Consider the following 24,535-nt stretch of genomic DNA (forward strand, 5'->3'; position numbering starts at 1 on the left):
CGATGCTTTCACGGCTGGCGCCTTCTAAGACTAGCGAGGTGGCCCCTCGTCGAGGACCAGCGAACCGGTCCCGGGTTGCCCGGTTGCGTCCACCCACGTCACCGCGACGGTGTCGCCGGGGCGGCGCGAGCTCATCGCCGCGTTGAGATCAGCGGACGACGCGATCCGGCTGCCACCGAACTCGGTGATGACCGCACCTTTGGTCAGCCCCACCCGCTCGGCCGGCGAATCGAAGCTCACGGCAACAACTTCGGCGCCGGCCGGCATGTCCGCGTGATCCTTCACCGCGACACCGAGTACGGGTGTCGGTCCCACACGCACGGTCTCGGAGGAGCGGCCACCGAGTACCTGCTCGACGATCGGTAGTGCGGTGTCGATCGGTATCGCGTAGGACTGAGGCGCCGGTGAGGTTTCGGTGCGGTCGGTGACGGCGTTGCCCGCGCTGCTGACGCCGATCAGCTCGCCAACGGCGTTGACCAGGGGGCCACCGGAATCGCCAGGCCGGATGTCCGCGTCGACCTCGATGAGGCCCTTCAACTGGTTTCGCGATCCGTCGGACACGTTGCGGGTGTTGACGGTGACACCGAGGTTGGTGATGACGCCGGGAGCAGGGACGGGTACTCCGCCGCCTTCCGCATTTCCGATTGCGGTGACGGAGTCCCCGCGAGCGGCTTCTGCTGATTTGCCGACCACAGCCACCGGCAGATCGTCAGCGCCCGCGAGTCGAAGGACGGCAAGATCGCTGACGCTGTCGTACCCGAGGATCTCGGCGTCGTAGATCAGCCCGTTGGACATGCTGACGGCAGTGACGTCCGAGGCTCCGCTGATGACGTGGTGATTCGTGAGCACCACTCCGTCAGGGGAGAGCACGATCCCGGTCCCAGCAGTGGTGGTGAATCCGGCCGGCGCCGTGATGGTGACGATGGTGGGGACCACCCGGGCCGAGAGCTCCTCCGGGGTGAGCGGAACAACCGGCGCGGGTGGGGTGGTCGTGATGACGGTGACCGGTGCGGACTCGATCGTTCCCGGGGTCAGGGGCGGTGCGACCAGCGCGAGACCACCGAGGCCGGCTGCGAGAACGACGGCCGTCCACAGGCCGCGTCTGCTCGCACGTTTGGTCATCCAGCCGTCCGTCCCGCCGGTGTCATGCCATCGAGTCGTGAAAGGTGAAGATTACCGATTCGGCGAATCTTCGGCCACAAAACCGGGCAACATGCCGTCCGCGCGGAGCGTCGCCAGGGACGGCGCGGCAGCGTCCTTTGTGGAGAGCTCGTAGGTCAGAGGGTTGCCCTTACGGTCTGTTCTCGGCCATTCGATCTCGAGTTCCGGATCGAAGGGATCGAGGTCGCGGTCCAGGTGGGGCGAGTATTCGACGCTGCACAGGTACATCACTGTCGATCCGTCTTCGAGTGAAAGGATCGCGTGGCCGAGGCCTTCCGCCAGGAACACCGCTCGTCGATCGACGTCGTCGATCACCACCGCATCCCACTCGCCGAAGGTCGGTGATCCGACGCGCAGGTCTACGACAACGTCGAGGAAGGCACCTTTCACGCAGGTGATGTACTTCGCCTGTCCGGGCGGATTGTCGGTGAAGTGGATCCCGCGGAGGCTACCGGCTTCGGAAACCGAGCAGTTGGCCTGCGCGAGATCGAGAGTGCGGCCGGTCGCGGCGGTGAAGGCGGAGCTTTTGAACCATTCGAGAAAGACACCGCGGTTGTCGCCGAACTGCTTCGGTGTAATTTCCCACGCTCCGGCGATCTTCAGTGGACGGATTTCCACGTCACCATTCCTTGCCGTGCTCGAGCAGCTCGAGTAGGTAGTTGCCGTACCCGGATTTGCCCAATGCTTCTGCCTGAGTGCGTAATTGGTCGGAGCTGATGAATCCTTGACGCCACGCAACCTCTTCAGGGGAACCGATCTTGAGGCCTTGGCGGTGTTCGATGGTCCGCACGTAGTTCGCTGCCTCGAGCAGGGAATCGGGTGTGCCGGTGTCGAGCCACGCGGTTCCGCGGGGGAGGACATCGACAGAAAGTTTGCCAGCTTCGAGATAGTGCTGATTGATGTCGCTGATTTCGTATTCGCCACGCGCAGAGGGCTTCAGAGTGCGTGCGATGTCCACGACGTCGCTGTCGTAGAAATAGAGGCCGGGGACTGCGTAATTGGATTTCGGTGACGTCGGCTTTTCCTCGATGGACACGGCGCGACCCGAGTCGTCGAATTCGACGACGCCGTAGGCGGTCGGATTCGAGACCCAGTAAGCGAATACGGCTCCGCCGTCGATGTCGGAGAAACGCCTGAGTTGGGTTCCGAGGCCGGGGCCGTAGAAGATGTTGTCGCCGAGGACGAGCGCCACGGAGTCGGATCCGATGTGCTCTGCGCCGAGGGTGAATGCCGTTGCGAGGCCGTTCGGTTCGTGTTGCACTGCATAGGTGAGGTTGACGCCGAATTGTGAGCCGTCGCCGAGAACCCGGCGGAATTGTTCGGCGTCGTGTGGGGTCGTGATGATCAAGATGTCGCGAATGTCGGCGAGCATGAGAGTGGAGAGCGGGTAGTAGATCATCGGCTTGTCGTAGACAGGCAAGAGTTGCTTGCTCACTCCGAGGGTGATCGGGTGCAACCGCGACCCGGTGCCACCGGCCAGAATGATTCCGCGCATGCGTGCAGTGTCCTGCACTCCTGCCTGCCGACGCAAACGGACATGACACGCCCGGCCGCTAAAGTGGGGTTCGTCCGATGAGCCTGAGGAGATGACGTGCGACTACTGGTCACCGGGGGTGCCGGCTTCATCGGTGCCAATTTCGTTCATCAGACGGTGGCGACGCGTCCCGACGTGGAAGTCACGGTTCTCGACGCTCTGACCTACGCCGGAAATCGCCAGTCCCTGGCGTCCGTCGAGGACCGGATCACGTTTGTCCACGGCGACGTGGCCGACGAGTCGCTGGTCGACGATCTTGTCTCGCGCTCCGACGCAGTCGTGCACTTCGCGGCCGAAAGCCACAACGACAATTCCCTCGCCGACCCCGAACCGTTTTTGCGCACCAACGTCATGGGAACCTTCTCGCTCCTGCAGGCAGTGCGTTCGCACGGGGTCCGTTATCACCACATTTCGACCGACGAGGTGTACGGCGACCTCGAACTGGATGATCCGGCGAAGTTCACGGAGACGACACCGTACAACCCGTCGAGCCCGTACTCCGCGTCCAAGGCGTCGAGTGATCTGTTCGTGCGCGCCTGGGTGCGCTCGTTCGGGATCGCGGCGACCATCTCGAACTGCTCCAACAATTACGGCCCGTACCAGCATGTGGAGAAGTTCATCCCACGCCAGATCACCAATCTGCTCGACGGAGTGCGTCCACGGTTGTACGGGGAAGGCCGCAACGTCCGCGACTGGATTCACGTCGAGGACCACAACCGCGCCGTCTGGGACATCCTGGACCGCGGAAAGTCCGGCGAGACGTATCTGATCGGCGCCGACGGTGAAACCGACAACCGGACGGTGATTGCGACCCTGCTCGAAATTTTCGGACGCAAGCCGGACGATTTCGACTTCGTCACCGACCGCCCTGGTCACGATCTGCGGTATGCGATCGATTCGACGCGACTGCAGCAGGAGCTCGGGTGGAAGCCGCAGTACCGCGATTTTCGAAGCGGACTGGAAGCCACCGTCGAGTGGTATCGCGACAACGAGCAGTGGTGGCGTCCGCAGAAGGCCGGCGTCGAGACGCAGTATTCCGCGGCCGAGAAAGTGATCTGACCGAACGTCAGGCTTTGGTGGGGTCCGGCACCCGCGAGCGCTCGTGCACGAGTGCATTGCGCAGGCCTCGTGATCCCGACAGTGCAGCCACGACGCCGGCAAAGACCTCACAGAGGGTGAACAGCAGCCTCGACGCCAGTGCGAGGCCGAGCGCGACGCCGGCATCCATGAACGGTGAAAGCGCTGCGACGATGACGGCTTCGCGGACACCGATTCCGGACGGGACGACGAACACGAGGACGCCCGCGCACATACCGAGGGCGAGAGCGCCGATGCACTGGACGAGCCCACGGATTTCGAAGCCGGCCGAACTGGACGCGAGCAGCCACAACTGGATGCCGTAGAGCACCCAGCTTGCTGCGCACCAGCCCAATGCGAGCGCAATCTTGTGCATCGTGAGCGGCTTGTGCAGCGGCGTGCGGCGGAGCAGTTTCAGTGCGAGGTTCACCAGGCGTGTGAGCACCGGCGGGTAGGCGCAGACCAATGCGATCGGTACGAGGATGATCACGCCGACCGCTGCCGCCGTGCTGACCTCGAACAGGGCAGGTAGACCGAAGAGGCCGACGACCAGCGCCGAAGTTGTGCTCAACCCCACCGTGACCAGCACTGCGACAAAGCCTGCGGCACGGGACACACCGGCGCGCCTGACGAGTTCCGTTTGCAGAACGAAGGCCCAGACACTGCCGGGAAGGTACTTGCCGAGTTGGCCGACCAGATAAGCGCGAGCGGCGTCGAAGGCCGGGATCGGTTGTTCGAGGGCGCCGAGTGCGTGCTGCCAGGCCCGCACTGCGGCACCCATACCGAGGAAGATGAACACCGACGAGGCGGCAAGCGTCCACCAGTTCAGCTCGGTGATCGTGTTCTTGACCTCGGACCATTGGGACTTCACCGCGAAGATGATCGCGACGACGATCGCGAGGGTGACGAGGACCTTGAATCCGTTGACGAGAAGGCCGCGTAGAGCGTTCGGCTGTGCGGCCGGTTCGACGTCTTCGACCGGTTGTTCAGATTCGGGAGAGGTACTCACGCGCCTGCATCCCGCCCGTTCGTCATTTCGCAGACGATACCAACCAGGATTTGTCTCGCTAAACCACGAGCGGTTTGTCGGCGCGTTCCCGCCACCAGGTGAAGGCGTTCGACAGCGAGTCCGGAATGGCCGGTGACGTGCCGAAGCTGCCCGCGGCGTACACGGCTTCGATCGCGGCGATGTCCTCCTCCGCGATTCCCGACCGACTCATTCCGACCCGGTTGGTCCCGTGAAGTTTCGCTGGATTGCCGAACACCGTTGCGTACGGAGGAACGTCCTTCGGAACTATTGAACCCATCCCCACCATCGCGCGGGTTCCGATGACACGCCGCTGATGGATGACAGTGTTGATTCCCAAGTTGACGTCATCTCCCATCGTGACGTGGCCTCCGAAAGTGGTCGACGGAGCGACGGTGCATCCATCACCCATCTGGACGTCATGCCCTACAGAAGTGCGGTTCATGATGAAGCAGTTGCGCCCGATGATCGTCGGTCGCTCGCCGCCTTGATGAACCGTGGTCAGTTCGCGGATCGTGGTACCTGAGCCAATGACGATGCCCTGGTGAGGGCTGCGTTCGGTCCATGTCAGAGGGTGCTCTTTGCCTATCCATTCGGGAGGGGCGCCGAGGCTGACGCTCGAACCGATCCAGCAGTTGTCGCCGATCTCGAGCGATCCCGTCAGGACCGCGTAGGGCCCGATGCTGACCCCGTCGCCGATGGTGACTTCGTCTCCGATCACAACGGTGGGATGAATCTGGCAATTCTTACCGATTGGCATGATGTACGGGAATCCTTTCGTAGAGCATTCGACTGCTTCGTTACCCTCAGTTGGTCGGCACCGACACCGTCGGTGCTGAATGAATGCAACCTATCGGAGGTAACTCAGTGATCGCGATATCCAGTATCTCGTTCGGGGAAGAAGTCGAGCGCGAGGTGCTGGACACTCTGCGATCGGGGATCGTCGCGCAGGGACCCAAGGTGAAGCGGCTCGAGGACGAGTTCGCGGCGCTGGTCGGAACGCGACACGCGGTGGCGGTGAACAACGGCACGACCGCATTGATCGCGGCTCTTCAGGTCCAGGATCTTCAGCCAGGTGACGAGGTTCTGACCACGCCGTTCACGTTCGTGGCCACCCTCAATGCAATTCTCGAGGCAGGCGCGACCGCGAGGTTTGCCGATATCTCCGAGTCCGATTTCAACATCGACCCGGCAGTCGCTGCCGATCGAATCGGTGACCGCACGAAGGTTCTGATGCCGGTTCATCTGTACGGACAGTCGGCTGACATGGGTGCCTTGATGCCGCTGGCATCGAAAAACGGTCTGACTGTGGTCGAGGACGCCGCTCAGGCCCACGGAGCGACGTTCGACGGGCGAGGCGCCGGCAGTTTCGGTGTGGGTTGCTTCTCGTTCTATGCAACGAAGAACCTCACGACCGCCGAGGGCGGAATGATCACGACCGACGACGACGCGATCGCCGATCGTCTTCGGGTCCTGCGCAACCAGGGCATGCGGGCGCGCTACCAGTACGAGATGGTCGGCCAGAACTACCGGATGACTGACCTCCAGGCGAGCTTGGCTCTGCCCCAGATGGCGACGTACATGCAGCAGGTCGAGGCGCGCCGCCGGAATGCGGAGGCCTTGCGTGTCGGCCTGAAGGACGTCGAAGGACTGATCCTGCCGAGCGAACTGTCCGGTCGTGGACATGTCTGGCATCAGTTCACCTTGCTGCTGGCGGAAGACGCACCGATCACTCGCGACCAGTTGAGTGAGCGTCTGGCCGCGAAGGACATCGGTAGCGGCATCTATTACCCGAAGGCCGTCTACGACTACGAGTGCTACCGCGAACATCCGCGCGTCGTCATCGACGAGACGCCGGTGGCCACTTCGGTTGCGTCGCGGTGCCTGAGCATCCCCGTCCACGCTGCGTTGTCCGCCGGCGACGTCGATCAGATCGTTGCCGCGGTTCGCGGCGCCATGGAGGCCTGAAAAATGACTGCTAGCAAGCCACGTATCGCTCTTGTCGGATCCGGTCAGATGGGCTCGCTGCATGCGCGGGTCATCGCGCAGTCGCCGCTGTGCGAGTTGGATCTGCTGATCGAGCCGCGCGAGGAGCAGGGCAAAGCTGTTGCTGCGCGGTTCGATACGCGTTGGGCCGCCGATTTCGACTCGCTCGACGGTATCGACGCCGTCGTGATCGCCGCTGCTACGCCGGCGCACTACGAGTTGGCCGGGCGGGTTCTCGATCTGGGGAAGCCTGTCCTGGTGGAGAAGCCGTTGGCTGCGACGTACGAGCAGAGCGTCGACCTGGTCGATCGTTCGCGCGCGTCCGGTGTTCCCCTGATGTGTGGACTGCTCGAACGGTTCAATCCCGCTGTCCGCACCGCCCGTGAGTTCTCCGGCGATGTGTGGCAGGTGAACGGTATCCGCCACTCGCCGTTCGTTTCCCGCATTCCGACGGGTGTCGCGACGGACCTGCTGATTCACGATATCGACCTTGCCATCGGATTTGCCGGCTCGGAACCCAGTTTGGCAAAAGGGGAGTTCGGCTACTTCCACCCGACGTCCGTGCAGAACCGGTCGGAAGATTGCGCCGACGCCGTATTGCGCTTCGGATCAGGTGCTGTTGCAACGATTTCCGCGAGCCGGATCAGTCAGCGCAAGATTCGCCAGCTGTCGTTGCTCGAGGCCGATCGACTCATCGAGATCGATCTCCTGCGTCGCGACATCACGATCTACCGGCACATCGACGACAACATGCCCACCGATCGGGACGGCTACCAGCAGCAGACGGTCATCGAAATTCCGACGATCCGCTACAGCGAGGAACCGCTTGCCGCGCAGCTGACGCATTTCCTCGGATTGGTGCAGGGCACCGGTGACGCAGACGGTGAGCGAGCGTCGATTCTGCCCGCTCACCGCGCGGTTCACGAGGTGACGGAATCTGCGTTGGCTGCAGCGTTGTCGTCCTGACCGCTGCGTCGGCGTCGGAAGGCCCACGCTCCTTGAGACAGTGCCAGGAGCAATCCGACGCCGGCGACAGTCCAGCCGAAAGTGCTTCCGGGTGGACTGAATTCGATGGTGAGGGCAGATCCGGACGTGGCACTCGGCGGTAGATCGACCTGCAACAACCCGCCGGGGCTGGCCTTCGTCTCGACCGTCTGACCATCGACAGTCGCCGTCCAGCCCGGCCAGGCCAGTAGGGCGAATGTGACCGTGCCTGATCCGGTGTATTCGACGGTTTCCCTGGTGTCCGTAGCGGCGGCATCGCCACGTACGTCGAGACCAGGCGTCGCTGCGGATACGCGACCGTCGGGCCACTGATGCTCGGTGGTGCGATGGCCAACCGTGACCACCCGATCCGGCGATACGGTCCACTCGCCCTCGGGTAGGGCGTCGAGGGCGCGTTTTCCGCCGTACGGTCCGGAATTCTGAACGACGACCGTGTCGACTCGCATCGCGTCGAGCCAGGACACACCCGTTCCCGGCGATTCAGCGAGCAGTCGGTCGACGCCGTCCGGACACTGGACGCCGCCGTAGTAGTTCAAGCACAGTGCTTGAACGAAATCGTTGTAGCTGATTCCGGCGTAGCTGTTGACGGCATTGACTCCGGCAGGCTGCCAGGCGTTGCCGAACAGGAGGTCACCCCACTGCCCGGTTTCGTTGTCCGGCGGGATGTTGACGGGGTCGGCAATCGCGAAAGTGGTTCCCTGGTAACGGTCCTCGAACTTGGACTCCAGGAATGCCACCTGCCTGGGGAACTTCCACGGTGTCACGTTGTAGTTTCCGGTGAACCAGAAATTGGCTTGAGCACTGAGCACGACGACGATGCCGACAGCGAGTGCACCGGCGAGGTAGCGGGGCTTTCGGTAGGCCACGACCAACGCGAAGACGGTGAGAACCACGGTGATTATCAGTGATGCCGAGTGAATACCGATGTCTTCCGGGACATTCGACCAGGCAAGATAGAACTGAAGTGCCAACAATCCCGCGGTGATGATTGATCTTGTCCGGATTCGATCACGATGCAGTCCGGCAGAGAGGGCGACCGCCGTGACCACGATGGCGGGCAGTTGACCGTACTCGAGCAGTCGCGCGGGCCAACGGAAAAGCCACAGATTCGACGGTCCGAGAAGTAGTACGACGTAAATTCCGCCGAAGACGAACAGCGAGACGCTGTGGCGGCCCAACTTCTTCAGTGACTTCCATTGAATCCACGGTGCGAGCGGTATGAGGAACCAGGCCAGGTACACCAGTGGAATCGTCATGGCAGGCGAAGCGAAAGCGGTGACGTACGGCTGGTTCGACGGGCCGGAGAGATTGAGCAGGTCACCGAGATCGGGTCGAAGCGAACCGTCGTTCGCGATTCCGGACTGAGTACGCACCGACACGCCGGTGGTGAAGAGCAACGGTAGATACACGATCAGCGACATCATGATGATCGCTGCCGCGCTGATCATCAGTGATTTGATGCTGCCTGCGCGTTTGATTGCGATGCATTCCGCTATGACAGCGAGGTAGACGACCGCGACACCGACAGCGCCGTACGGGTTTCCGGTGGTCATCGCAAGATAGCCGAAAACGATCGGTACCAGGGGGTTCACTCGGCCGAGGGCGCTGGCGCGGGTAGACCACCAGACGTGGGGGATCCAGGCGAAGGCGATCAGCCCGGACGCCCAACTGGAGGCGTCGAAATAGAGCGTGTATCCGGCGAACGGCATGGCAAATCCGGCGATGAAAGCCATCGACCGATTGGCGCCGTACTGGCGGGCCACCAGATAAACGCCTACCGCGAGAATCGCCATGAATTGCATCTTGACCAGGGTGATTCCGATTCCCAGGTTCGGAATGAGTGCAATGGCAACCGAATCCAGAAGGATCACGGGATTGTATGTCCCGTAAAGGGCTTCGGCTGTGACATTGCCGCCGGCCCACAATTCGGGGATGAGCGTCGGCCATGACCCGGACAGGATTCGCTCGCCGATCGTGTGCCAACCAGGCGTGAAAGCTGCTGCGCTGTCGTCCCAGTAGTAGAACCACCGATTGGAGATCAGTGGGATGGCGGCGACGATCGACACCAGAGCGGCGAGAAGAATTGGCGGCACCACGCGTTGTGCGAGCGGTAAGTCAGATTTCACGATGTGCTTTCGTCTTCGAGTCGATGGCTGTTGTTCGGAGCCTGGGTCGTGCTCTTTTTCTCGGAGCCTGGGCTGCGCCTTGTTTCTCGGAGCGTAGTATTCCGACGAGTTCGAACTGCAGTCGGGGAAGTAAGGAGATCGGGACGTGGCGACATCGCGAACGGAACCCGTTCGTGGGGAACCAGCTACGCCGGAACTCTCGGTGATCATCCCCGCATACAACTCAGGCGAGGTGCTGGAGTCGACGGTGCGTCAATTCGCCGAGTACTTCACCAGCCGCCCGGCCGAGAGCGCCGGTCAGGTCGAGATCATCGTCGTGGAGAACGGTTCGACGGACAACACTGCCGACGTGTGTGCTGCTCTGGCAGCTTCCTGGTCTTGGCCTGGAGTGACCTTCCTGCCGATGAGCAGCGACAAAGGGATGGGCGCAGCGCTTCGCGCCGGGACGCTTGTTTCTCGTGGACGACGCGTGTTGCTCACCGCGGACGACCTTCCGTTCGGTTTCGGTGACATCGAAGGCGCCGACCGCGTGATGGCGGATCTAGGGTCCGTCCCGCCGGTGGTCATCGGTTCAAAGGCTCATTCGGACTCAGAGGTGGAACGTGGCTTGCTGCGTTCGGTGATGACGGGTGGATTCGCGACGCTGCGACGGGTGGTGCTGGGTACCCGCACGGGCGACCCCCAGGGGACATTCATCGTCGACGGCGTTTTGCTGCGTCGAATCGCACCCTCGCTGACCGAGCGTGGATTCCTTTTCACCACCGAATTGGACTACGCGCTCGAATTGGCTGGGGTGCGCCCGGTCGAGGTCCCGATCCGACTCAGCGACGATCATCTGGCGCACGCGAGCCGTATCTCGCCCAAGGACGTGGTCCAGATGGCGAAGGGTCTGTTGTCGCTTCGTCGGCGAAAGACCGAGCTGCGCTCCGCCGCTGCAGTGAGTAATCACGGGTAGACCTGGTGTGACTCGGTGCCCGGGGCGCCGAGGTGCGGATTCGCGATACCCTGCGGGGCGTGGATACCGTGAACACGACCGATGACCAGTCCGATTCCGGAGTCGAGTTGATCGAACGCAGCGCGACGTCGGATCGACTGCTGGCGCAGCGGACGTTGTTCACCGGAACTTCGCCCGTCGCCAGTGACGAACTGTATGCGGTGACCAAGGTCGGTATGTCGACGCGATCGCGGTTCGAGTTGCGGCTTCAGCCGGGCGCGGTCGCGCACACCAATACCTTCTTCGGTCGTTTTCCGGCCAGCTACTGGCAGCGCTGGACCAATGTCACCGAGGTCACCGTCACTGCACATGTCGTGGCCGATACCGCTTGCCGCATCCAGATCCAGGCCTCGGACATCGGTGGCCACCGTCGTATCGTGACGAACGTCGTCGTGACCGGCGACGAGCGAGTGTCCATGACCGCCCCGCTCGATACTTTCGTCGACGGCGGGGCACTGTGGCTGCAGTTCGAAGCGCAGGGTGGCGGCGCAGTGGTCGACGATGTGGAATGGACCGTCGTCTCGCCGGAGTCGATTCGCCCGGTAGCCGTGGCGATCTGCACGTTCAATCGTGCGGACGACTGTGCGCGCACGGTCGAGGCCCTCGCGTCCGACGAGCGTGTACTCGCGTTGCTCGACGCTCTGTACGTCGTCGATCAGGGAACGGATCCGGTAGAGAGCCGTGAGCTGTTCCAGGAAGTGTCGAAGAAGTTCGGTTCGCGGTTGCAATATCTGCGGCAGGCGAATCTGGGTGGTGCCGGCGGATTCACCCGGGGCCTGTACGAGGCTTCGGCGGCCGGGCCGCACGCCGACGTGATCTTGATGGACGACGACATTCTGTGCGAACCCGAATCGGTTCTTCGACTGAGTGCGTTCGCGAACATGACGACGGAGCCGGCGTTGATCGGTGCCCAGATGCTCTTCCTGTTCAACCCCGACTACCTGCTGGCTTCGGGTGAACGCGTGGATCTGGGCACGCTTCAGCGTGGTGTACCGACCGATGAGCACGGTGTTCGCAACCGGAGTGTGCTCGAGAAGCTGCCGGAACGCCGCGTGGATGCCGAATACAACGGCTGGTGGTCTTGCCTGATCCCTGCTGAAGCCATCGAGCGGATCGGCTTGCCACTGCCGGTCTTCTTCCAGTGGGACGACGTCGAGTACAGCTTGCGGGCTGGGCGGGCCGGGATTCCCACCATCACGTTGCCGTCGGCTGCTGTCTGGCATGCGGACTTCTATTGGAAGGACGTCGACGGTTTTGCGCACTACTTCAGTACGCGCAACGGACTGATCACCGCTGCGCTTGACCCAGGGTTTGCACCCAAAACCCTCGCGAAGCAGCTCTCCCGCGACATTTCGCATTCGATCGTGGGTTTGCAGTACGGCCTTGCACACACGCAACTCCGGGCGATCGAGGGATTCCTCGAGGGGCCGGAAGGTTTGGCGGACGGTGGGCAGGAGGCGCTTGCCGCGATCAACCAGGAACGTAAGCGCTTCCCCGAGACGGTAACTCGCCCGGCGTCGGAGTTGCCGGGAAGGCTGCCGATCCGTCGTGTTGCGCCCAGCCCGAAACCCGGTTTGTGGACAGACCTGGTTCTCGCGAAACGTGCTGTGATGCAGGCGCGCAATCATCTGGAGCGGGGCCCGGTGGCGATCTCGTACGAAGATGCGCAGTGGTGGCACGTCGGACGTTTCGATCACGTCTTCGTCACCGATGCTTCGCAGGGAGGCGTGCGCGAACGCCGCTTCGACAGCGAGAAGGCCGCCGAGATGAGCGGTCGCCTCGCCGGCGTCATGAAGCGGTTCCTCGCCGAAGCGCCAAGTGTGGCTGAAGCATTCGCTCGCGAGTTCCCGCAGCTCACCAGCCGCGAGAACTGGGCTCGACTGTACGAGAAGTGAGCCTCAACGCACTATCTTGGCGATGACCTGCTCGTTGTCGACGGTGTACCCGAGGTATTCGAACGAGATGCCGGTGCGTGTGACGAACTCCGTCCACGCCCGGTACTCGTGCTGCTGCCACCCGGGATAGTTGAAGAATTCGTCGAAGACGACGATCGACCCGGGTACCAGGCGGTCGCCGAGGAGATCGAGCACCGTCTTGGTGGACGAGTAGAGATCGGCGTCGAGGTGCAGGAACGCAACGGGGCCGGGTTCGTCGTTCAGGAACGAGGGCAGGGTGTCCTCGAAGAGGCCCGGAACAAGTTGCGCTCCAGGTACTTCGGGGACTGATTCCTGAGCGAACTCACCAACCGGGAACCCGGTCCGCCAGGTTTCCGGAAGGCCGGAGAACACGTCGAAACCCGCGACGGTTCCCTCGCGTTCGGTGAATGCCTCCGCGATGATCCTGAGTGTGGTTCCGCTGGCAACGCCGAATTCGAGTGCCATGCCGGGTATTTCGATCAATCCCAGTGCATGGCGAAGCGTGTCGTGTGGGTGGCCGAACGTCTCGGCGACGCGAAGGTGTTCGAGGATGAACTCTGCGGTCGATGCCGTCGCTTGCAGGTCCACGGCGTAGGCCAGATCCCGTCGCTGACGAAATTCCAGTTCGTCGATCCTGGACCGGAGGCCCGCGATGTCACCGCGGGCCCCGGCCAGTTCGTCACGTGAGAGCGTCAGCGCATCGAGGATCTGTTGCGTGCGATCTGCGTTGCGCCGGTCGGCGGCCTCGACCACCTCGGATACCGCACGCTGAAGCTTGGTTCTGGCGCTGGAACGGAACTGCTCGAACATGGCAACCTCTCGTCGGGATCACTCCCATGCTGCCAGGCTTTGTTCGCTACCGGTCCCGACCGCGGTAGTGACTCTTGAGTTGTCGGGAGATCACCTTGATCTCCCGCGTCCTCTCTGCCTGCAGACGAGCATCGCTTCGCGCGGCGTTCCATGCATTCTCTCGCTGTAGTTTCCGGTAGCTCGCGAGCCTCCGCTCATCGATATCGCCACGCCCGAGTGCGCTCAGGACTGCGCATCCCGGCTCGGAGTTGTGTGCGCAATCGGAGAACCGGCACTCTGCAATCAGCTCCTCGATCTCGGGGAACGTCTTGTCGATCCCCTCCGCCGCGTTCCACATGCCGACCCCTCGCAGGCCGGGTGTGTCGATCAGTGTCCGGCCGCCGGAGAATGAGATCAACTCTCTGGTGACGGTGGTGTGGCGTCCCTTTCCGTCACCGGTCCGAACGCGACCGGTCTCGAGTCGATCGGCGTCTGTGGTGTCCGCGAGGAGGGCGTTCGCGAGCGTCGACTTACCGGCGCCTGATGGACCGAGTATCGCCACGGTGCCGTCCAGAACTGCATCGAGTACATCCATTCCTTCGTTGGTCTCGGCACTCACAGCAAGCACGGTTGCGCCGGGCGCGATGGCGCAGACTTGGGTGAGAGTGTCGGAGATATAGTGAGCTGCATCGGATTTGGTGAGTGCGATGACAGGTGTTGCGCCGCTCTCCCAGGTGAGTGCGAGTAGCCGCTCGATGCGCCCGAGATCGACGTCGCCGTCCGAAGCCGTGGCGATGACGACTGTGTCTACGTTCGCAGCCAGAATCTGGCCTTCTGATTTTCCGGATGCCGAGGATCGAACGATGCTGCTTGATCGAGGGAGTATCGAAGTGACCGTGTGCATCTCGGGTTCGCGTGAGTCCCGTAACTCGGCCACGGCGACCCAGTCACCCGTACAGAGTGGATCGCTGCCGCTGAGTGCGCGAACTGTGCCTTCGGCGACGGCCACGTCACACCGCCCTCGGTCGACGCGAAGAACGCGCCCGGGTGCGGAGTCCGGTGGGGCCAGGGCAGTGAATGTGTTCGAGAGTGTTGCGTTCCAACCGTATTCGGTCAGGGGCGCGCTGTTTTCCGGCATGGTGAGTGTGTCCTCGAGTACGAAGAAGTGTGAATGTTGACGGTGCTGAAACTGCGGAACACGACAGTCATCAATACTCACTCCTCGAAAATCTCAGGACGCACCATGCGTCGGATCAGAATCGTCTCAGCCGCAGACGCGACTGTGCAACTGAATTAACTCGGGGCGGCCGACTTAACTCGGACGTTCGAACTTCTCTTCCCGGCCGAGCTTGCGCAATCGCATCCACTCGCGCAGTCCGGCCGGATCGCGGCGTGTGATCAGGAAGTACCAGCCGAACCGAACCCATTCCTGCGGAAGCAGTTTCCGCATTCCCGGTTGGGAGAGGATGTATCCACGGTTGCGGTACGTGAAGTAGCGCTTCGTGTCGTTGTCGGGGTACTGCGTGTGCATGCGTCCGCCGAGGATCGGCTTGAACTCGTCCGCGCCGTTGGGGTGGACATAAGCAGTTTGCAGGCAGGTACCGAACTTCAGGCCGGAGCGCACGAGGCGACGGTGTACCTCGACCTCGTCGCCGCGGACGAACAGGCGTAGATCCGGAACTCCGACGGCATCGATCGCGTCGGCGGTGAACAGTGCGCCGTTGAAGAGGGACGCGATGCCGGGCAGGAGATCCTCGTCGCCGAGCTCGGAACGCAACCGGCGCCACGACGTGCCGCGGCGAAGTGGGAAGGCAAGGCGGTCGGGGTCGTCGATGTCGCAGACGACGGGGGAGACCTCGGCCAGGTCGTTCCGAATTGCACAGTCGAGCAGTGTTTCCAGGACCTCAGGCCCCTCCGGGCGGCCGTCGTCGTCGGCGAGCCAGACGCGGTCGGCGCCGAGTGAAAGCGCGTAGAGAATGCCAAGAGCAAATCCTCCGGCACCGCCGAGGTTGTGCTGAGAACCGATGTAACTGGTCGGCAGTGGAGCGTTGTCGACGAGCTCTTTCACATCGGCTTCGTCGGCATTGTCGACGACAACCAGATGATCGAGCGGACGCGACTGGGTGCTGAGAACCTTCAAGGATTCGGCCAGCAGTTCACGACGCTTGTGAGTGACGACGACCCCGATGATTTTCTCGGGTGCGCTCACGGGGTGTTCTCCCGTTCCATTTCCTTGATCACGTGGCGCACATGTTCGGCGGCGTCGTCACCTTCGTAGGCGCGTACGACGTCTTCGATGTCGCCTTGCATGCGGATCTGGCCGTGGTCGATCCACATCGCACTGTTGCACAGCTGAGCGAGGAATTCGTTGGAGTGGCTGGCGAATACCAGGATGCCGGAGCGTTCCACCAGCTTCTGCAGCCGGATGCGGGCCTTCTTCATGAATTCCGCGTCGACGGCACCGATGCCCTCGTCGAGAAGCAAGATCTCGGGATCGATACTGGTCACGACGCCCATGGCAACGCGAACGCGCATACCGGTGGAGTAGGTACGCAGTGGCATGGAGAGGTATTCACCGAGTTCGGTGAATTCGGCGATCTCGTCCATCTTCGCGAGCATCTGCTTGCGGGTCTGACCAAGGAACAGGCCGCGGATGATGATGTTCTCGTACCCGGAGATTTCCGGGTCCATGCCGACACCGAGGTCGAAGACGGGTGCGACGCGTCCGCGAATGCTGGCGGATCCCCGGGTCGGTTCGTAGATTCCGGAGAGCAGGCGCAGCAGGGTGGATTTGCCGGCGCCGTTGTGGCCGACGAGCCCGATGCGGTCGCCTTCCTTGAGCGTCATCGTGATGTCGCGGAGCGCTTCGACGACAACGACATCGGAGTCGTTGCGGCCGATGGATCCTCCGGCCTTGCCGAGGAAGGCCTTCTTGAGCGAACGGGATTTCGCGTCGAAGATCGGGAAGTCGACGCACGCGTTCTGCGTGTGGATGCTGACTGGCTGACTCATGTGTTTCCTCTAGACCCAGTAGGGCACGCGTGCCCGGTACTTGCGGAGTGCCAGAATCGCGACGGCCCAGCCGACGACGGTGAAGGCGATGACGATGTACCAGTGGTATGCCTGCTGGTCGGCCCCGATGAGTGGTGCTCGGATGATCTCGAGGTAGTGGTACAGGGGGTTGAGCTCGGCAAGCCGGACTCGCTCGCTGGCTTGCCCGCCCTGGTCCTTGAGGGCCTGAGTTGTCCACATGATCGGCGTCAGCACGAACAGCAGGAGCGTCATGCTGCCCAGGATGGGGGCGATGTCGCGGTATCGGGTGGAGAAGATGCCGAAGACGATCGAGACCCACAGCGTGTTCGCCACGATCAGCAGGAATGCCGGTATCGCCGCCAGCGCAGTCCAGCTCATGTTCTGCCAGATGCTGAACGCGAACAGCAGAACTATGTAGATCGCAAAGTTGTGCGCGAAGAACAGCACCTGACGCCAAACCAGGCGATATACGTGCACGCTCAACGCCGACGGCAACTGCTTGATCAGGCCCTCGTTGGCGATGAAGACCTCGGAGCCTTCGAGGATGCCTGCACTGATCAGGTTCCACACGATCAGGCCGACCGTGACGTACGGCAGGAACTCCTTGAGCGGAATGTTCAGCAACGCGGAGTACAGAAGACCCATCGCGCCGGCCTGGACGCCGGTGGCGATCGTGATCCAGAACGGACCGATCACCGACCGGCGGTAGCGCTGTTTGATGTCCTGCCAGCCGAGGCTGAGCCACAACTCACGCTGATTCAGACCGTCGCGAAGGTCTTTGAACGCACGACGGAACGTCTGGGAGTCGGACACGGGCGCAGGTGCGCCCGGCGTCTCGGATTCGATTGCGGATGCTGACACGGAGGTCGAGCCTACCGGCCTGGCGTCGGAGCCGGTTTTCCCGCGGACTTCGTGGTGGTCCGGGTTACAGATACTGGCCGGTTCCTGGGCTCTGTTGGTCCGGATGGGCAGGCGAATGCGGAGCCCCGATGCTCATGCCGGGAGGCAGTGCGCCCTGACGCATCTGTTCGAGCTGAGCGCGCGCTGCCATCTGCTGCGCGAACAGTGCGGTCTGAATTCCGTGAAACAGTCCTTCGAGCCAGCCGACGAGTTGGGCCTGCGCGATTCGCAGTTCGGCGTCGGAGGGAATGGAGTCGTCGGTGAACGGGAGGCTCAGTCGCTCGAGTTCTTCACGGAGTTCGGGTGCCAGGCCTTGTTCCAGTTCTCGGATGGACGAGGTGTGGATGTCCTTGAGGCGCTTGCGGCTGGCGTCGTCGAGCGGCGCGGCGCGCACTTCTTCCAAGAGTTGTTTGATCATCGTGCCGATTCGCATGACCTTCGCCGGCTGCTCGACCATCTCGGCGACGGACTCGGCTTCGGATTCCGCGCCTTCGGTGGTGCCAGATGTGGAGGCCTCTGCCTCGGCCGCCGGCATCGCGACGGGTCGACCGTCGGGTCCGATAACGAGTACCTGCTCTTTGTCGGGGTTCGTCATGCTTCCATCTTGTCGTGTGTGGGCGACAAACGCCGCGTAACCCCCAAAAAGTTAGCTACCGAATAACTGTACTGACGGGTAATTGGGTGACTGCCTTCGACTAAGCGGGCGTCTGCACCTAGAGTGTCGAGCATGGCTTACGACGTTGCCCGCGTACGGGGGTTGATTCCCTCACTCGGTGACGGCTGGATCCACCTCGATCCGCAGGCCGGAATGCAGATCCCGGACGCCGTCTCGCGGACGGTCTCCACCGCGTTCCGTGCCTCTGCATCTTCTTCCTCCGGTCGCCACGTCTCGAACCGTCGTAGTGCTGCCATTCTCGAGAGTGCGCGCACCGCGGTCGCCGATCTGGTCGGCGGAGATCCTGCGGGAGTCGTTCTCGGATCAGACCGAGCGGTGTTGTTGGCTTGGCTCGCCGAGTCGCTCAGTTCGCGGTTGGGCCTCGGAACCGGTCTCGTACTCTCGCGCCTCGACGAAGAGGCGAACGTCGCGCCCTGGCTTCGTGTGGCCAGTCGCTACGGCGCTCAGGTGCGATGGGCAGAGGTCGAAATCGAAACGTGTGAGCTCCCGAGTTGGCAGTTCAACGATCTCATCACCTCGACCACTCGATTGGTGGCCTTGACGGCCGCATCACCGGTCGTCGGTTCGGCTCCGAACGTCCGCGCCGCAGCTGATCGTCTGCACGAATTCGGCGGACTGATGGTGGTCGACGCCGTCGGTGCAGCGCCATATGCGCATGTGGACATGGCTGATCTCGGGGCGGACATCGTTGCCGTCAGCGCGCCGTCGTGGGGCGGTCCGCAGGTGGGCGCACTCGTCTTCCGCGATCCCGGACTGCTCGACCGAATTCCGGCCGTGTCGCTCAACCCGTACGCGCGTGGCGCCGAGCGACTCGAGGTGGGCGGTCATCAGTTCGCGCTGCTGTCCGGTCTCACGTCGTCGATCGATTTCCTGGCGGGCTTGGACGAATCGGCAACGGGAACCAGGCGTGAGCGCCTCGAAACCTCGATCAGCTCGCTGCAGGACTACCAGGACGGTCTGTTCGATCACCTCATGCGTTCTCTCGCAGCCCTGCCCAACGTGATGGTGATCGGCGGCGCACCCACGCGGGTGCCGACGCTCAGTTTCACACTCGAGGGGATGGCGGCAGACAAGGTCGCGGCGCACCTGGCCGACAAGCGCATCGCGACGGTCAGCGGTACGCATGGTGGTTCCAGGCTGCTCGACGCCCTCGGTGTCAACGACGAAGGCGGCGCGGTCACCGTCGGCCTTGCGCCGTACACGACGCGGTACGAGATCAATCAGCTGGTCGCCGAACTCGGCGCCCTGGGCTGATCGATCCCGCTCGGCTCACTTCACGGTGAGGATGACCTTGCCTACGGTTTCCGGCGAATCCAGCAACTGATGGGCTAATGGCGCCTCGGTGATCGGAAGTTCGGTCGACACGATCGGTTGAACCGATCCATCGGCGATCAACGGCCACAACTTCGCACGGACGTCGGCGACGATGTCCGCTTTACCGCCTGGGCCGGTGAGCGGACGCCCGCGCAGGCCCGTCGACGTGATGTTTCCGCGCTTTCCCATCAGCTTGGCGATGTCGACTTCGCCCTTGCGGCCACCCTGCATTCCGATGATCACGACGTGGCCGTCCATGGCGAGTGCGTCGACGTTGCGCCCGAGGTACGACGCTCCCATGTTGTCCAGAACCACATCGGCGCCGTGGTTGTCGGTGGCTTCGGCGAGTGATGCTACGAAGTCGCTGTCGCGATAGTTGATGAGAATATCCGCGCCCAATTCGCGGCAGCGGTTCAATTTGTCCTCCGAACCCGCGGTAACTGCGACGCGGGCGCCGAGGGCTTTGCCGACCTGGATGGCGTGGGTGCCGATTCCGCCGCCACCGCCATGGACGAGTAGTACCTGTCCGCGTCGTAGGCCGCCGCGCATCACGACGTTCGACCACACCGTGCACGCAACTTCCGGCAGAGACGCTGCGACACGGAGATCGACGCCCGCGGGAACCGGGAGAAGTTGTGTTGCCGGGACCGCGACCTTCTCGGCGTAACCGCCGCCGGCCAGCAGTGCGCAGACTTCGTCGCCGACGGACCAACCCGTGACGTCTTCGCCGAGTTCGGTGATCACACCCGAGCATTCGAGGCCGAGAATGTCACTCGCGCCGGGCGGCGGCGGGTAGAAGCCTTGACGTTGGAGCAGGTCGGCGCGGTTGACTGCGGTCGCGGCGACCTCGACGAGTACGTGCCCGCGAGGTAGTTCAGGATCGGGCTGTTGCGCCCATTTCATGACCTCGGGACCGCCGGGCTGATCGATCGTTATGGCGTACATGGATACGACGCTAGCGAATCTCCCCGCTGACGGGTGTTTTGCCGCTACCGTCGCGGACGTGACTTACTTCGGGAACATGCAGAACGAGATCTATCTGACGGGACTGAGCGGCGCGAAGCCGGCTTTGCCGATGACTGCGGCAGGCTTGGAAGATGCCGCGCGCGAGCAACTCTCACCGGAGGCCTTCGGGTACATCGCCGGTAGCGCGTCGACCGAACGGACCGCGGTGTCGAATCTGCGGGCGTTCGACAAGCATGCGATCGTGCCGCGGATGTTGCGGGGGACTGCGGCGCCCGACGCACGCGACCTGAGCGTCGAGGTGTTGGGGACGAGGTTGGCTGCACCGATCCTGACGGCTCCGGTGGGCGTGCTCGGCTTGGTCCACGACGACGCCGAGGTTGCGGTCGGTTCGGTCACCGCCGAGTTGGGGATCGGATCGATTCTCTCGACGGCGGCATCCTCGACCATCGAAGACGTAGCGGCGGCCTCCGGCGAGAACTGGTGGTACCAGCTGTACTGGCCGGCCGACGACGAACTTGCCGAGTCGTTTGTCCGCCGAGCGGAGACGGCGGGCGCGAAGGCTATCGTCCTGACTGCCGACACTCCCGGTATGGGTTGGCGTCCAAGGGATCTCGAACTCGGTCACCTTCCGTTCCTGCAGGCGAAGGGTATTGCCAACTACCTGTCGGATCCGGTGTTCCGCGCCAAACTGGCGACGCCGCCCGAGGAGAGCGCAGAAGCGCTGCAGATCGCGGTTCTCACGTGGGTGTCGTTGTTCGGCAATCATGCGGTGCGGATTGCCGATATCGCGAAACTTCGCCAGTGGACGACACTTCCGATCGCGGTGAAGGGAATTGTCCATCCCGACGACGCACGTGAGGCCGTCGCAGCCGGCGCCAACGGCATTGTCGTGAGCAACCATGGTGGGCGTCAAGTTGACGGGTCGATTTCGGCACTCGATGCTCTCGGTCCCGTCGCTGATGCGGTGGGGCATGAGGTGGACATCCTGATGGACTCCGGAATTCGTTGTGGCGCAGACGTAATCAAGGCTCTGGCCTTGGGTGCCGACGCAGTGCTGTACGGGCGGCCGTGGGTGTACGGGTTGGGATTGGCCGGAGCGGACGGAGTGCGTCATGCATTGCGCAGTCTCCTGGCCGACCTGGATCTCACCATGGGGCTGGCGGGGCTGGCATCGGTCGCCGAAATCGATTCCTCGATCCTCATGTCCAATTCGTGACTTTAGGGTGAGTCTTACTGTGACGGGCGGACACAGGTCTAAACTTGGAACCTGTGACAGCTGAAGCGACAACCGAGGAGACATCGCAGGCGGCGCACGGTGAGACACCGTGGCTGACGCCATGCGAGATGCGTGCATGGCGCGGCTACATGGACGGTAATCAGCGCCTCATGGAGGTTCTCAACCGCGAACTACAGGATTCGCACGACCTGTCGTTGGCCGATTACCGCATTTTGGTCATGCTCTCGGAGTCAGCTGACGGTTCGTTGCGGATGAGTGACCTGGCAGACGGCGTGCTGTCTTCGCGGAGCCGCCTCACGCACCAGATCAGGCGGATGGAATCTCAGGGCATCGTCGTGCGCGACACCTGCGTCGAAGACGGGCGCGGCGTGCTCGCGCGGATCACGGAAGAGGGTAGGCGTCGCCTCGCCGAGGCGGCACCTACTCACGTGGCCGGCGTGCGGAACAATCTGGTCGATCTGCTGACTCCCCAGGAACTGGACGTGCTGGCAGACGTCTTCGAGAAGGTCGACAAAGCCATCGGCGAGCGCTGACTCCGGAGCCGTTTTCGCGGTCCGTGGGAACACCCGATAGGATCGCCCACGGAAGCGTGGCAGAGCGGCCGAATGCACTCGCCTTGAAAGCGAGCGTGGCGTTAAACCCACCGGGGGTTCAAATCCCTCCGCTTCCGCCAAATGTTCGTTGTTCAAACCCAGCCCGCGCGAAAGCGTGGGCTGGGTTTTTTCGTGCCCTACGAAGCGCAGGAGCGTCGAGGAGTCGGATGAGCTGCGCGCCACCAATTAACTGTTGACCGTTCAATAAGTTTGCGTGGCCATATCGCCAGAGACCACGTTGCATTCAATCTGCTGAAATGCTCCGGATCGTGCTTTGTTTGCACGTTTGCTCGACTGTCACCAATGGGCGGATGGTCCAAGTTTGGTGACCAGTCCGGGCCCCAAACCCACTGTCAGTCCACGTCAACAAGCTGCGAACCAGCTTGCCGAAGCGCACGGGGACGTGCCTGCCGGTTTCACCGGCAATGTGCCGATCCCGCCAGATCCGAACGAGCCCGACGACCGATCGTTCCCGCAAAAAGTATGGGACACCGCGTGGGGTGTCGGGGAAAGTGCCGTCGACACAACAGTCGATAGCGTCGGAACGCTCGGAGACGCGTGGCGAAACTTCCTCGTAGTCCCCCGTGCACGATGCCGCCGTCGATCCGTTCGGCTTCAATCGCGGCCAACGAGCACAGCCTTCACCCGAGCATTCTCCGGCTGAGATCGCTGCCGCAGCAGCAAATATCGTCTCCCTCATTCCGATCGTAGGCACAGGAGGCAGAGTCGGCGGAGCTGCCGTGCAAGAAGCGGTGGAGGCTGTTCTGCGGCGCGGCGGAACCGCCGCAGACGCCGAAGCCGCAGGTCGCAGGGCAGCCGCCACCGCCGGTGAGGCCGGGAATAGAGCCCCTAGCGATCCGACTATTCCCGTCGGAGACAGACCGGCCTCGACGCCTGTGGGTGGGCGCGGAGATCGCGAAATAAATGTAAAGCCCGGAACCAATCGTCCTGGAATAGTCAACGGTCGTGAATATACGGGGCATGCGTTCGACCGAATGCAAGAGCGCGGCATACTTCCATCCCTGGTTGAACAGGCCATTCGTGAAGGGGTGGCGACCCCGAGCAGAGGAAACACGACCGTGATCTATGATTCGATAAACAACCTATCAGTTATCATCAATGAAACGGGCAGAGTTGTGACCACCTCATTTGGCAATTTATCGGGAAAGTGAAAAACATGACGGATCAATCAATTTACCGCCTGGAAGCTGAGCAGGTTAATCGCGATTATTGTGACGGAAAAATATCCTTGCATGCGCTAGTTGAAATATTCGAGAGGTACGTCAGAGAACGCGAATCGGAGCGTGCATCAGATTCCGAAACCCTGAGGGGGGCCTGGGGTCAAATTGAAATAATGAATGCAATTAACCAGGATGATCCTTCGAATTCGAGCAAAAATGAGTCGGAGGTGCGAGAAGTTATTCAAGAATTCTTGGACTTGCTTCCGTAGTCTCTTTTCTCGGTCCAGGGGCGACTAATCAAGGCAGGCTTTGACTCACTTGCGCGACCAGTGTCATGTCAAGTGACACTGGCCAGCAGTTGCTTATTGTGATGTGGGAGCAGATTAGGATTCGCAGGCTGACGGTTCAGACGTCTTCGCCTTCGAGGGTGGCCATTCATTTGCCCTGATCACCGATCACGACTACCTCGCCTACCGCATCCCAGTGGAACACGACCACATCCTGATGATTCCAGGTAAAACCGACTACCTGTACAGCAGCGCAGGCGTCCGTATGCCTGCCTGGCGTGTCACCTTGTCTTTGGAACAGAAGAAGTTACTTTCAGTATTCGAAAGCGCTCGTGACGTCGTCTCAGACGAACTGGACGTAATGGAGCAGAGCGACCGGCACGGCAACGCCGCCTAAGTCTGCAGCTCATCCCACTTTTCGAGCATCCGTCTCGTCTGGACAGTTAAGTTTGAATGCCATCCACTTGCCTCCGTCAAAATGATTTTCATTTTCAATAACAGAGGTGCGCCGAGTCCACCTCATTCGTTCGCCTCGGGGGTCGGTTGTGGATGCGTTATTACGCAGTGGCACAGGGAATTCCCGCACGCATCGGTGCCCGTTTGCAGTCCTCGCAAAAGTCGTCCGGGATAACGTCGCCTGTTCAACACTCGGCGACGAACGTGGCCACGGGAAACGAAAAATGCTCCGCCCCGCCACAGGAAGAGCGAAGCATCAATTCGACGGCGGAGGGTA

Annotated in this window: 22 protein-coding genes and 1 tRNA gene; 10 read left to right on the top strand and 13 right to left on the bottom strand. The window is 62.3% G+C overall.

The features are described 5' to 3' along the window. Positions 1-30: 30 nt before the first annotated feature. The 3 genes from KTR60_RS01165 to rfbA are packed head-to-tail and all read right to left on the bottom strand — an operon-like array spanning position 31 to position 2,656. Entirely contained in the window at positions 31-1,122 is a 1,092-nt protein-coding gene (locus KTR60_RS01165; protein ID WP_003943984.1) for a S1C family serine protease, read from the bottom strand. A gap of 51 nt (positions 1,123-1,173) precedes the next feature. Continuing rightward, positions 1,174-1,779, bottom strand: a complete 606-nt coding sequence (locus tag KTR60_RS01170; RefSeq protein ID WP_007731794.1) for a dTDP-4-dehydrorhamnose 3,5-epimerase family protein — start codon at positions 1,777-1,779, stop codon at positions 1,174-1,176. Position 1,780: 1 nt separating this feature from the next. Then, positions 1,781-2,656, bottom strand: a complete 876-nt coding sequence (gene rfbA / locus KTR60_RS01175; protein ID WP_003943968.1) for a glucose-1-phosphate thymidylyltransferase RfbA — start codon at positions 2,654-2,656, stop codon at positions 1,781-1,783. A gap of 96 nt (positions 2,657-2,752) precedes the next feature. Here rfbA and rfbB point away from each other — a divergent pair, with 96 nt between their 5' ends. Continuing rightward, positions 2,753-3,754, top strand: coding sequence for a dTDP-glucose 4,6-dehydratase (gene rfbB, locus KTR60_RS01180; protein WP_007731793.1), 1,002 nt, complete (start codon positions 2,753-2,755; stop codon positions 3,752-3,754). A gap of 7 nt (positions 3,755-3,761) precedes the next feature. On the opposite strand, the gene KTR60_RS01185 is transcribed toward rfbB, so the two are convergent. Together KTR60_RS01185 and KTR60_RS01190 are read right to left on the bottom strand one after the other, a co-directional pair. Further along, entirely contained in the window at positions 3,762-4,781 is a 1,020-nt protein-coding gene (locus KTR60_RS01185) for a lysylphosphatidylglycerol synthase transmembrane domain-containing protein (protein ID WP_007731792.1), read from the bottom strand. Positions 4,782-4,839: 58 nt separating this feature from the next. Further along, positions 4,840-5,559, bottom strand: a complete 720-nt coding sequence (locus tag KTR60_RS01190; RefSeq protein WP_007731791.1) for a DapH/DapD/GlmU-related protein — start codon at positions 5,557-5,559, stop codon at positions 4,840-4,842. A 107-nt stretch (positions 5,560-5,666) separates the two neighbouring features. Between KTR60_RS01190 and KTR60_RS01195 the strand changes: the two genes are divergently transcribed. Both KTR60_RS01195 and KTR60_RS01200 read left to right on the top strand, forming a co-directional pair. Next, positions 5,667-6,767, top strand: a complete 1,101-nt coding sequence (locus KTR60_RS01195; protein WP_007731790.1) for a DegT/DnrJ/EryC1/StrS family aminotransferase — start codon at positions 5,667-5,669, stop codon at positions 6,765-6,767. Between the two features lie 3 nt (positions 6,768-6,770). Further along, entirely contained in the window at positions 6,771-7,751 is a 981-nt protein-coding gene (locus KTR60_RS01200; RefSeq protein ID WP_007731789.1) for a Gfo/Idh/MocA family protein, read from the top strand. Here KTR60_RS01200 and KTR60_RS01205 read toward each other — a convergent pair. Continuing rightward, positions 7,706-9,916, bottom strand: coding sequence for a hypothetical protein (locus KTR60_RS01205; protein WP_007731788.1), 2,211 nt, complete (start codon positions 9,914-9,916; stop codon positions 7,706-7,708). The two genes, KTR60_RS01200 and KTR60_RS01205, sit on opposite strands and share 46 nt — an antisense overlap. 145 nt (positions 9,917-10,061) lie before the next feature. On the opposite strand from KTR60_RS01205, the gene KTR60_RS01210 reads away from it, so the two are divergent. Both KTR60_RS01210 and KTR60_RS01215 read left to right on the top strand, forming a co-directional pair. Further along, positions 10,062-10,871 carry a glycosyltransferase gene (locus KTR60_RS01210; protein ID WP_007731786.1) on the top strand — a complete coding sequence of 270 codons (810 nt, stop codon included), beginning with the start codon at positions 10,062-10,064 and terminating at the stop codon, positions 10,869-10,871. A 68-nt stretch (positions 10,872-10,939) separates the two neighbouring features. After that, positions 10,940-12,805 carry a glycosyltransferase gene (locus KTR60_RS01215; RefSeq protein WP_007731783.1) on the top strand — a complete coding sequence of 622 codons (1,866 nt, stop codon included), beginning with the start codon at positions 10,940-10,942 and terminating at the stop codon, positions 12,803-12,805. A 3-nt stretch (positions 12,806-12,808) separates the two neighbouring features. Here KTR60_RS01215 and KTR60_RS01220 read toward each other — a convergent pair whose 3' ends face one another. From KTR60_RS01220 to KTR60_RS01245, 6 genes are all read right to left on the bottom strand, one after another. Continuing rightward, a complete protein-coding gene (locus tag KTR60_RS01220; protein WP_007731781.1) occupies positions 12,809-13,636 on the bottom strand; it encodes a TylF/MycF/NovP-related O-methyltransferase in 828 nt (275 codons plus the stop codon). Positions 13,637-13,682: 46 nt separating this feature from the next. Then, a complete protein-coding gene (gene rsgA / locus KTR60_RS01225; RefSeq protein ID WP_007731780.1) occupies positions 13,683-14,753 on the bottom strand; it encodes a ribosome small subunit-dependent GTPase A in 1,071 nt (356 codons plus the stop codon). Between the two features lie 174 nt (positions 14,754-14,927). Further along, positions 14,928-15,824: a glycosyltransferase gene (locus KTR60_RS01230; RefSeq protein WP_007731778.1), complete on the bottom strand. Its 897-nt coding sequence runs from the start codon at positions 15,822-15,824 to the stop codon at positions 14,928-14,930. Continuing rightward, positions 15,821-16,627: an ABC transporter ATP-binding protein gene (locus KTR60_RS01235; RefSeq protein WP_007731776.1), complete on the bottom strand. Its 807-nt coding sequence runs from the start codon at positions 16,625-16,627 to the stop codon at positions 15,821-15,823. The genes KTR60_RS01230 and KTR60_RS01235 overlap by 4 nt, the downstream gene beginning before the upstream one ends. Before the next feature lie 9 nt (positions 16,628-16,636). Next, positions 16,637-17,509, bottom strand: coding sequence for an ABC transporter permease (locus KTR60_RS01240; RefSeq protein WP_007731774.1), 873 nt, complete (start codon positions 17,507-17,509; stop codon positions 16,637-16,639). 64 nt (positions 17,510-17,573) lie between these two features. Further along, the gene (locus tag KTR60_RS01245) at positions 17,574-18,143 is read right to left on the bottom strand and encodes a bacterial proteasome activator family protein (protein ID WP_003943894.1); all 570 of its coding nucleotides are present in this window, start codon (positions 18,141-18,143) and stop codon (positions 17,574-17,576) included. A 132-nt stretch (positions 18,144-18,275) separates the two neighbouring features. Between KTR60_RS01245 and KTR60_RS01250 the strand changes: the two genes are divergently transcribed. Beyond that, a complete protein-coding gene (locus KTR60_RS01250) occupies positions 18,276-19,478 on the top strand; it encodes a cysteine desulfurase-like protein (protein ID WP_007731767.1) in 1,203 nt (400 codons plus the stop codon). Between the two features lie 15 nt (positions 19,479-19,493). Here the strand turns inward: KTR60_RS01250 and KTR60_RS01255 are convergent, their stop codons facing one another. Next, positions 19,494-20,483 (bottom strand): NAD(P)H-quinone oxidoreductase, encoded by a 990-nt coding sequence (locus KTR60_RS01255; RefSeq protein WP_007731765.1) that lies wholly within the window; start codon positions 20,481-20,483, stop codon positions 19,494-19,496. Between KTR60_RS01255 and KTR60_RS01260 the strand changes: the two genes are divergently transcribed. From KTR60_RS01260 to KTR60_RS01275, 4 genes are all read left to right on the top strand, one after another. Beyond that, a complete protein-coding gene (locus KTR60_RS01260) occupies positions 20,482-21,720 on the top strand; it encodes an alpha-hydroxy-acid oxidizing protein (RefSeq protein WP_054825478.1) in 1,239 nt (412 codons plus the stop codon). The genes KTR60_RS01255 and KTR60_RS01260 overlap by 2 nt on opposite strands. A 128-nt stretch (positions 21,721-21,848) precedes the next feature. Beyond that, positions 21,849-22,274: a MarR family winged helix-turn-helix transcriptional regulator gene (locus KTR60_RS01265; protein WP_020968140.1), complete on the top strand. Its 426-nt coding sequence runs from the start codon at positions 21,849-21,851 to the stop codon at positions 22,272-22,274. 50 nt (positions 22,275-22,324) lie between these two features. Continuing rightward, a tRNA-Ser gene (locus KTR60_RS01270) sits at positions 22,325-22,414 on the top strand. A 1,584-nt stretch (positions 22,415-23,998) separates the two neighbouring features. Further along, entirely contained in the window at positions 23,999-24,199 is a 201-nt protein-coding gene (locus KTR60_RS01275) for a hypothetical protein (RefSeq protein ID WP_228401675.1), read from the top strand. Positions 24,200-24,535: the final 336 nt, after the last annotated feature.

It is taken from the genome of Rhodococcus sp. C1, from assembly GCF_020809065.1.
Lineage (GTDB): Bacteria > Actinomycetota > Actinomycetes > Mycobacteriales > Mycobacteriaceae > Rhodococcus_F > Rhodococcus_F qingshengii.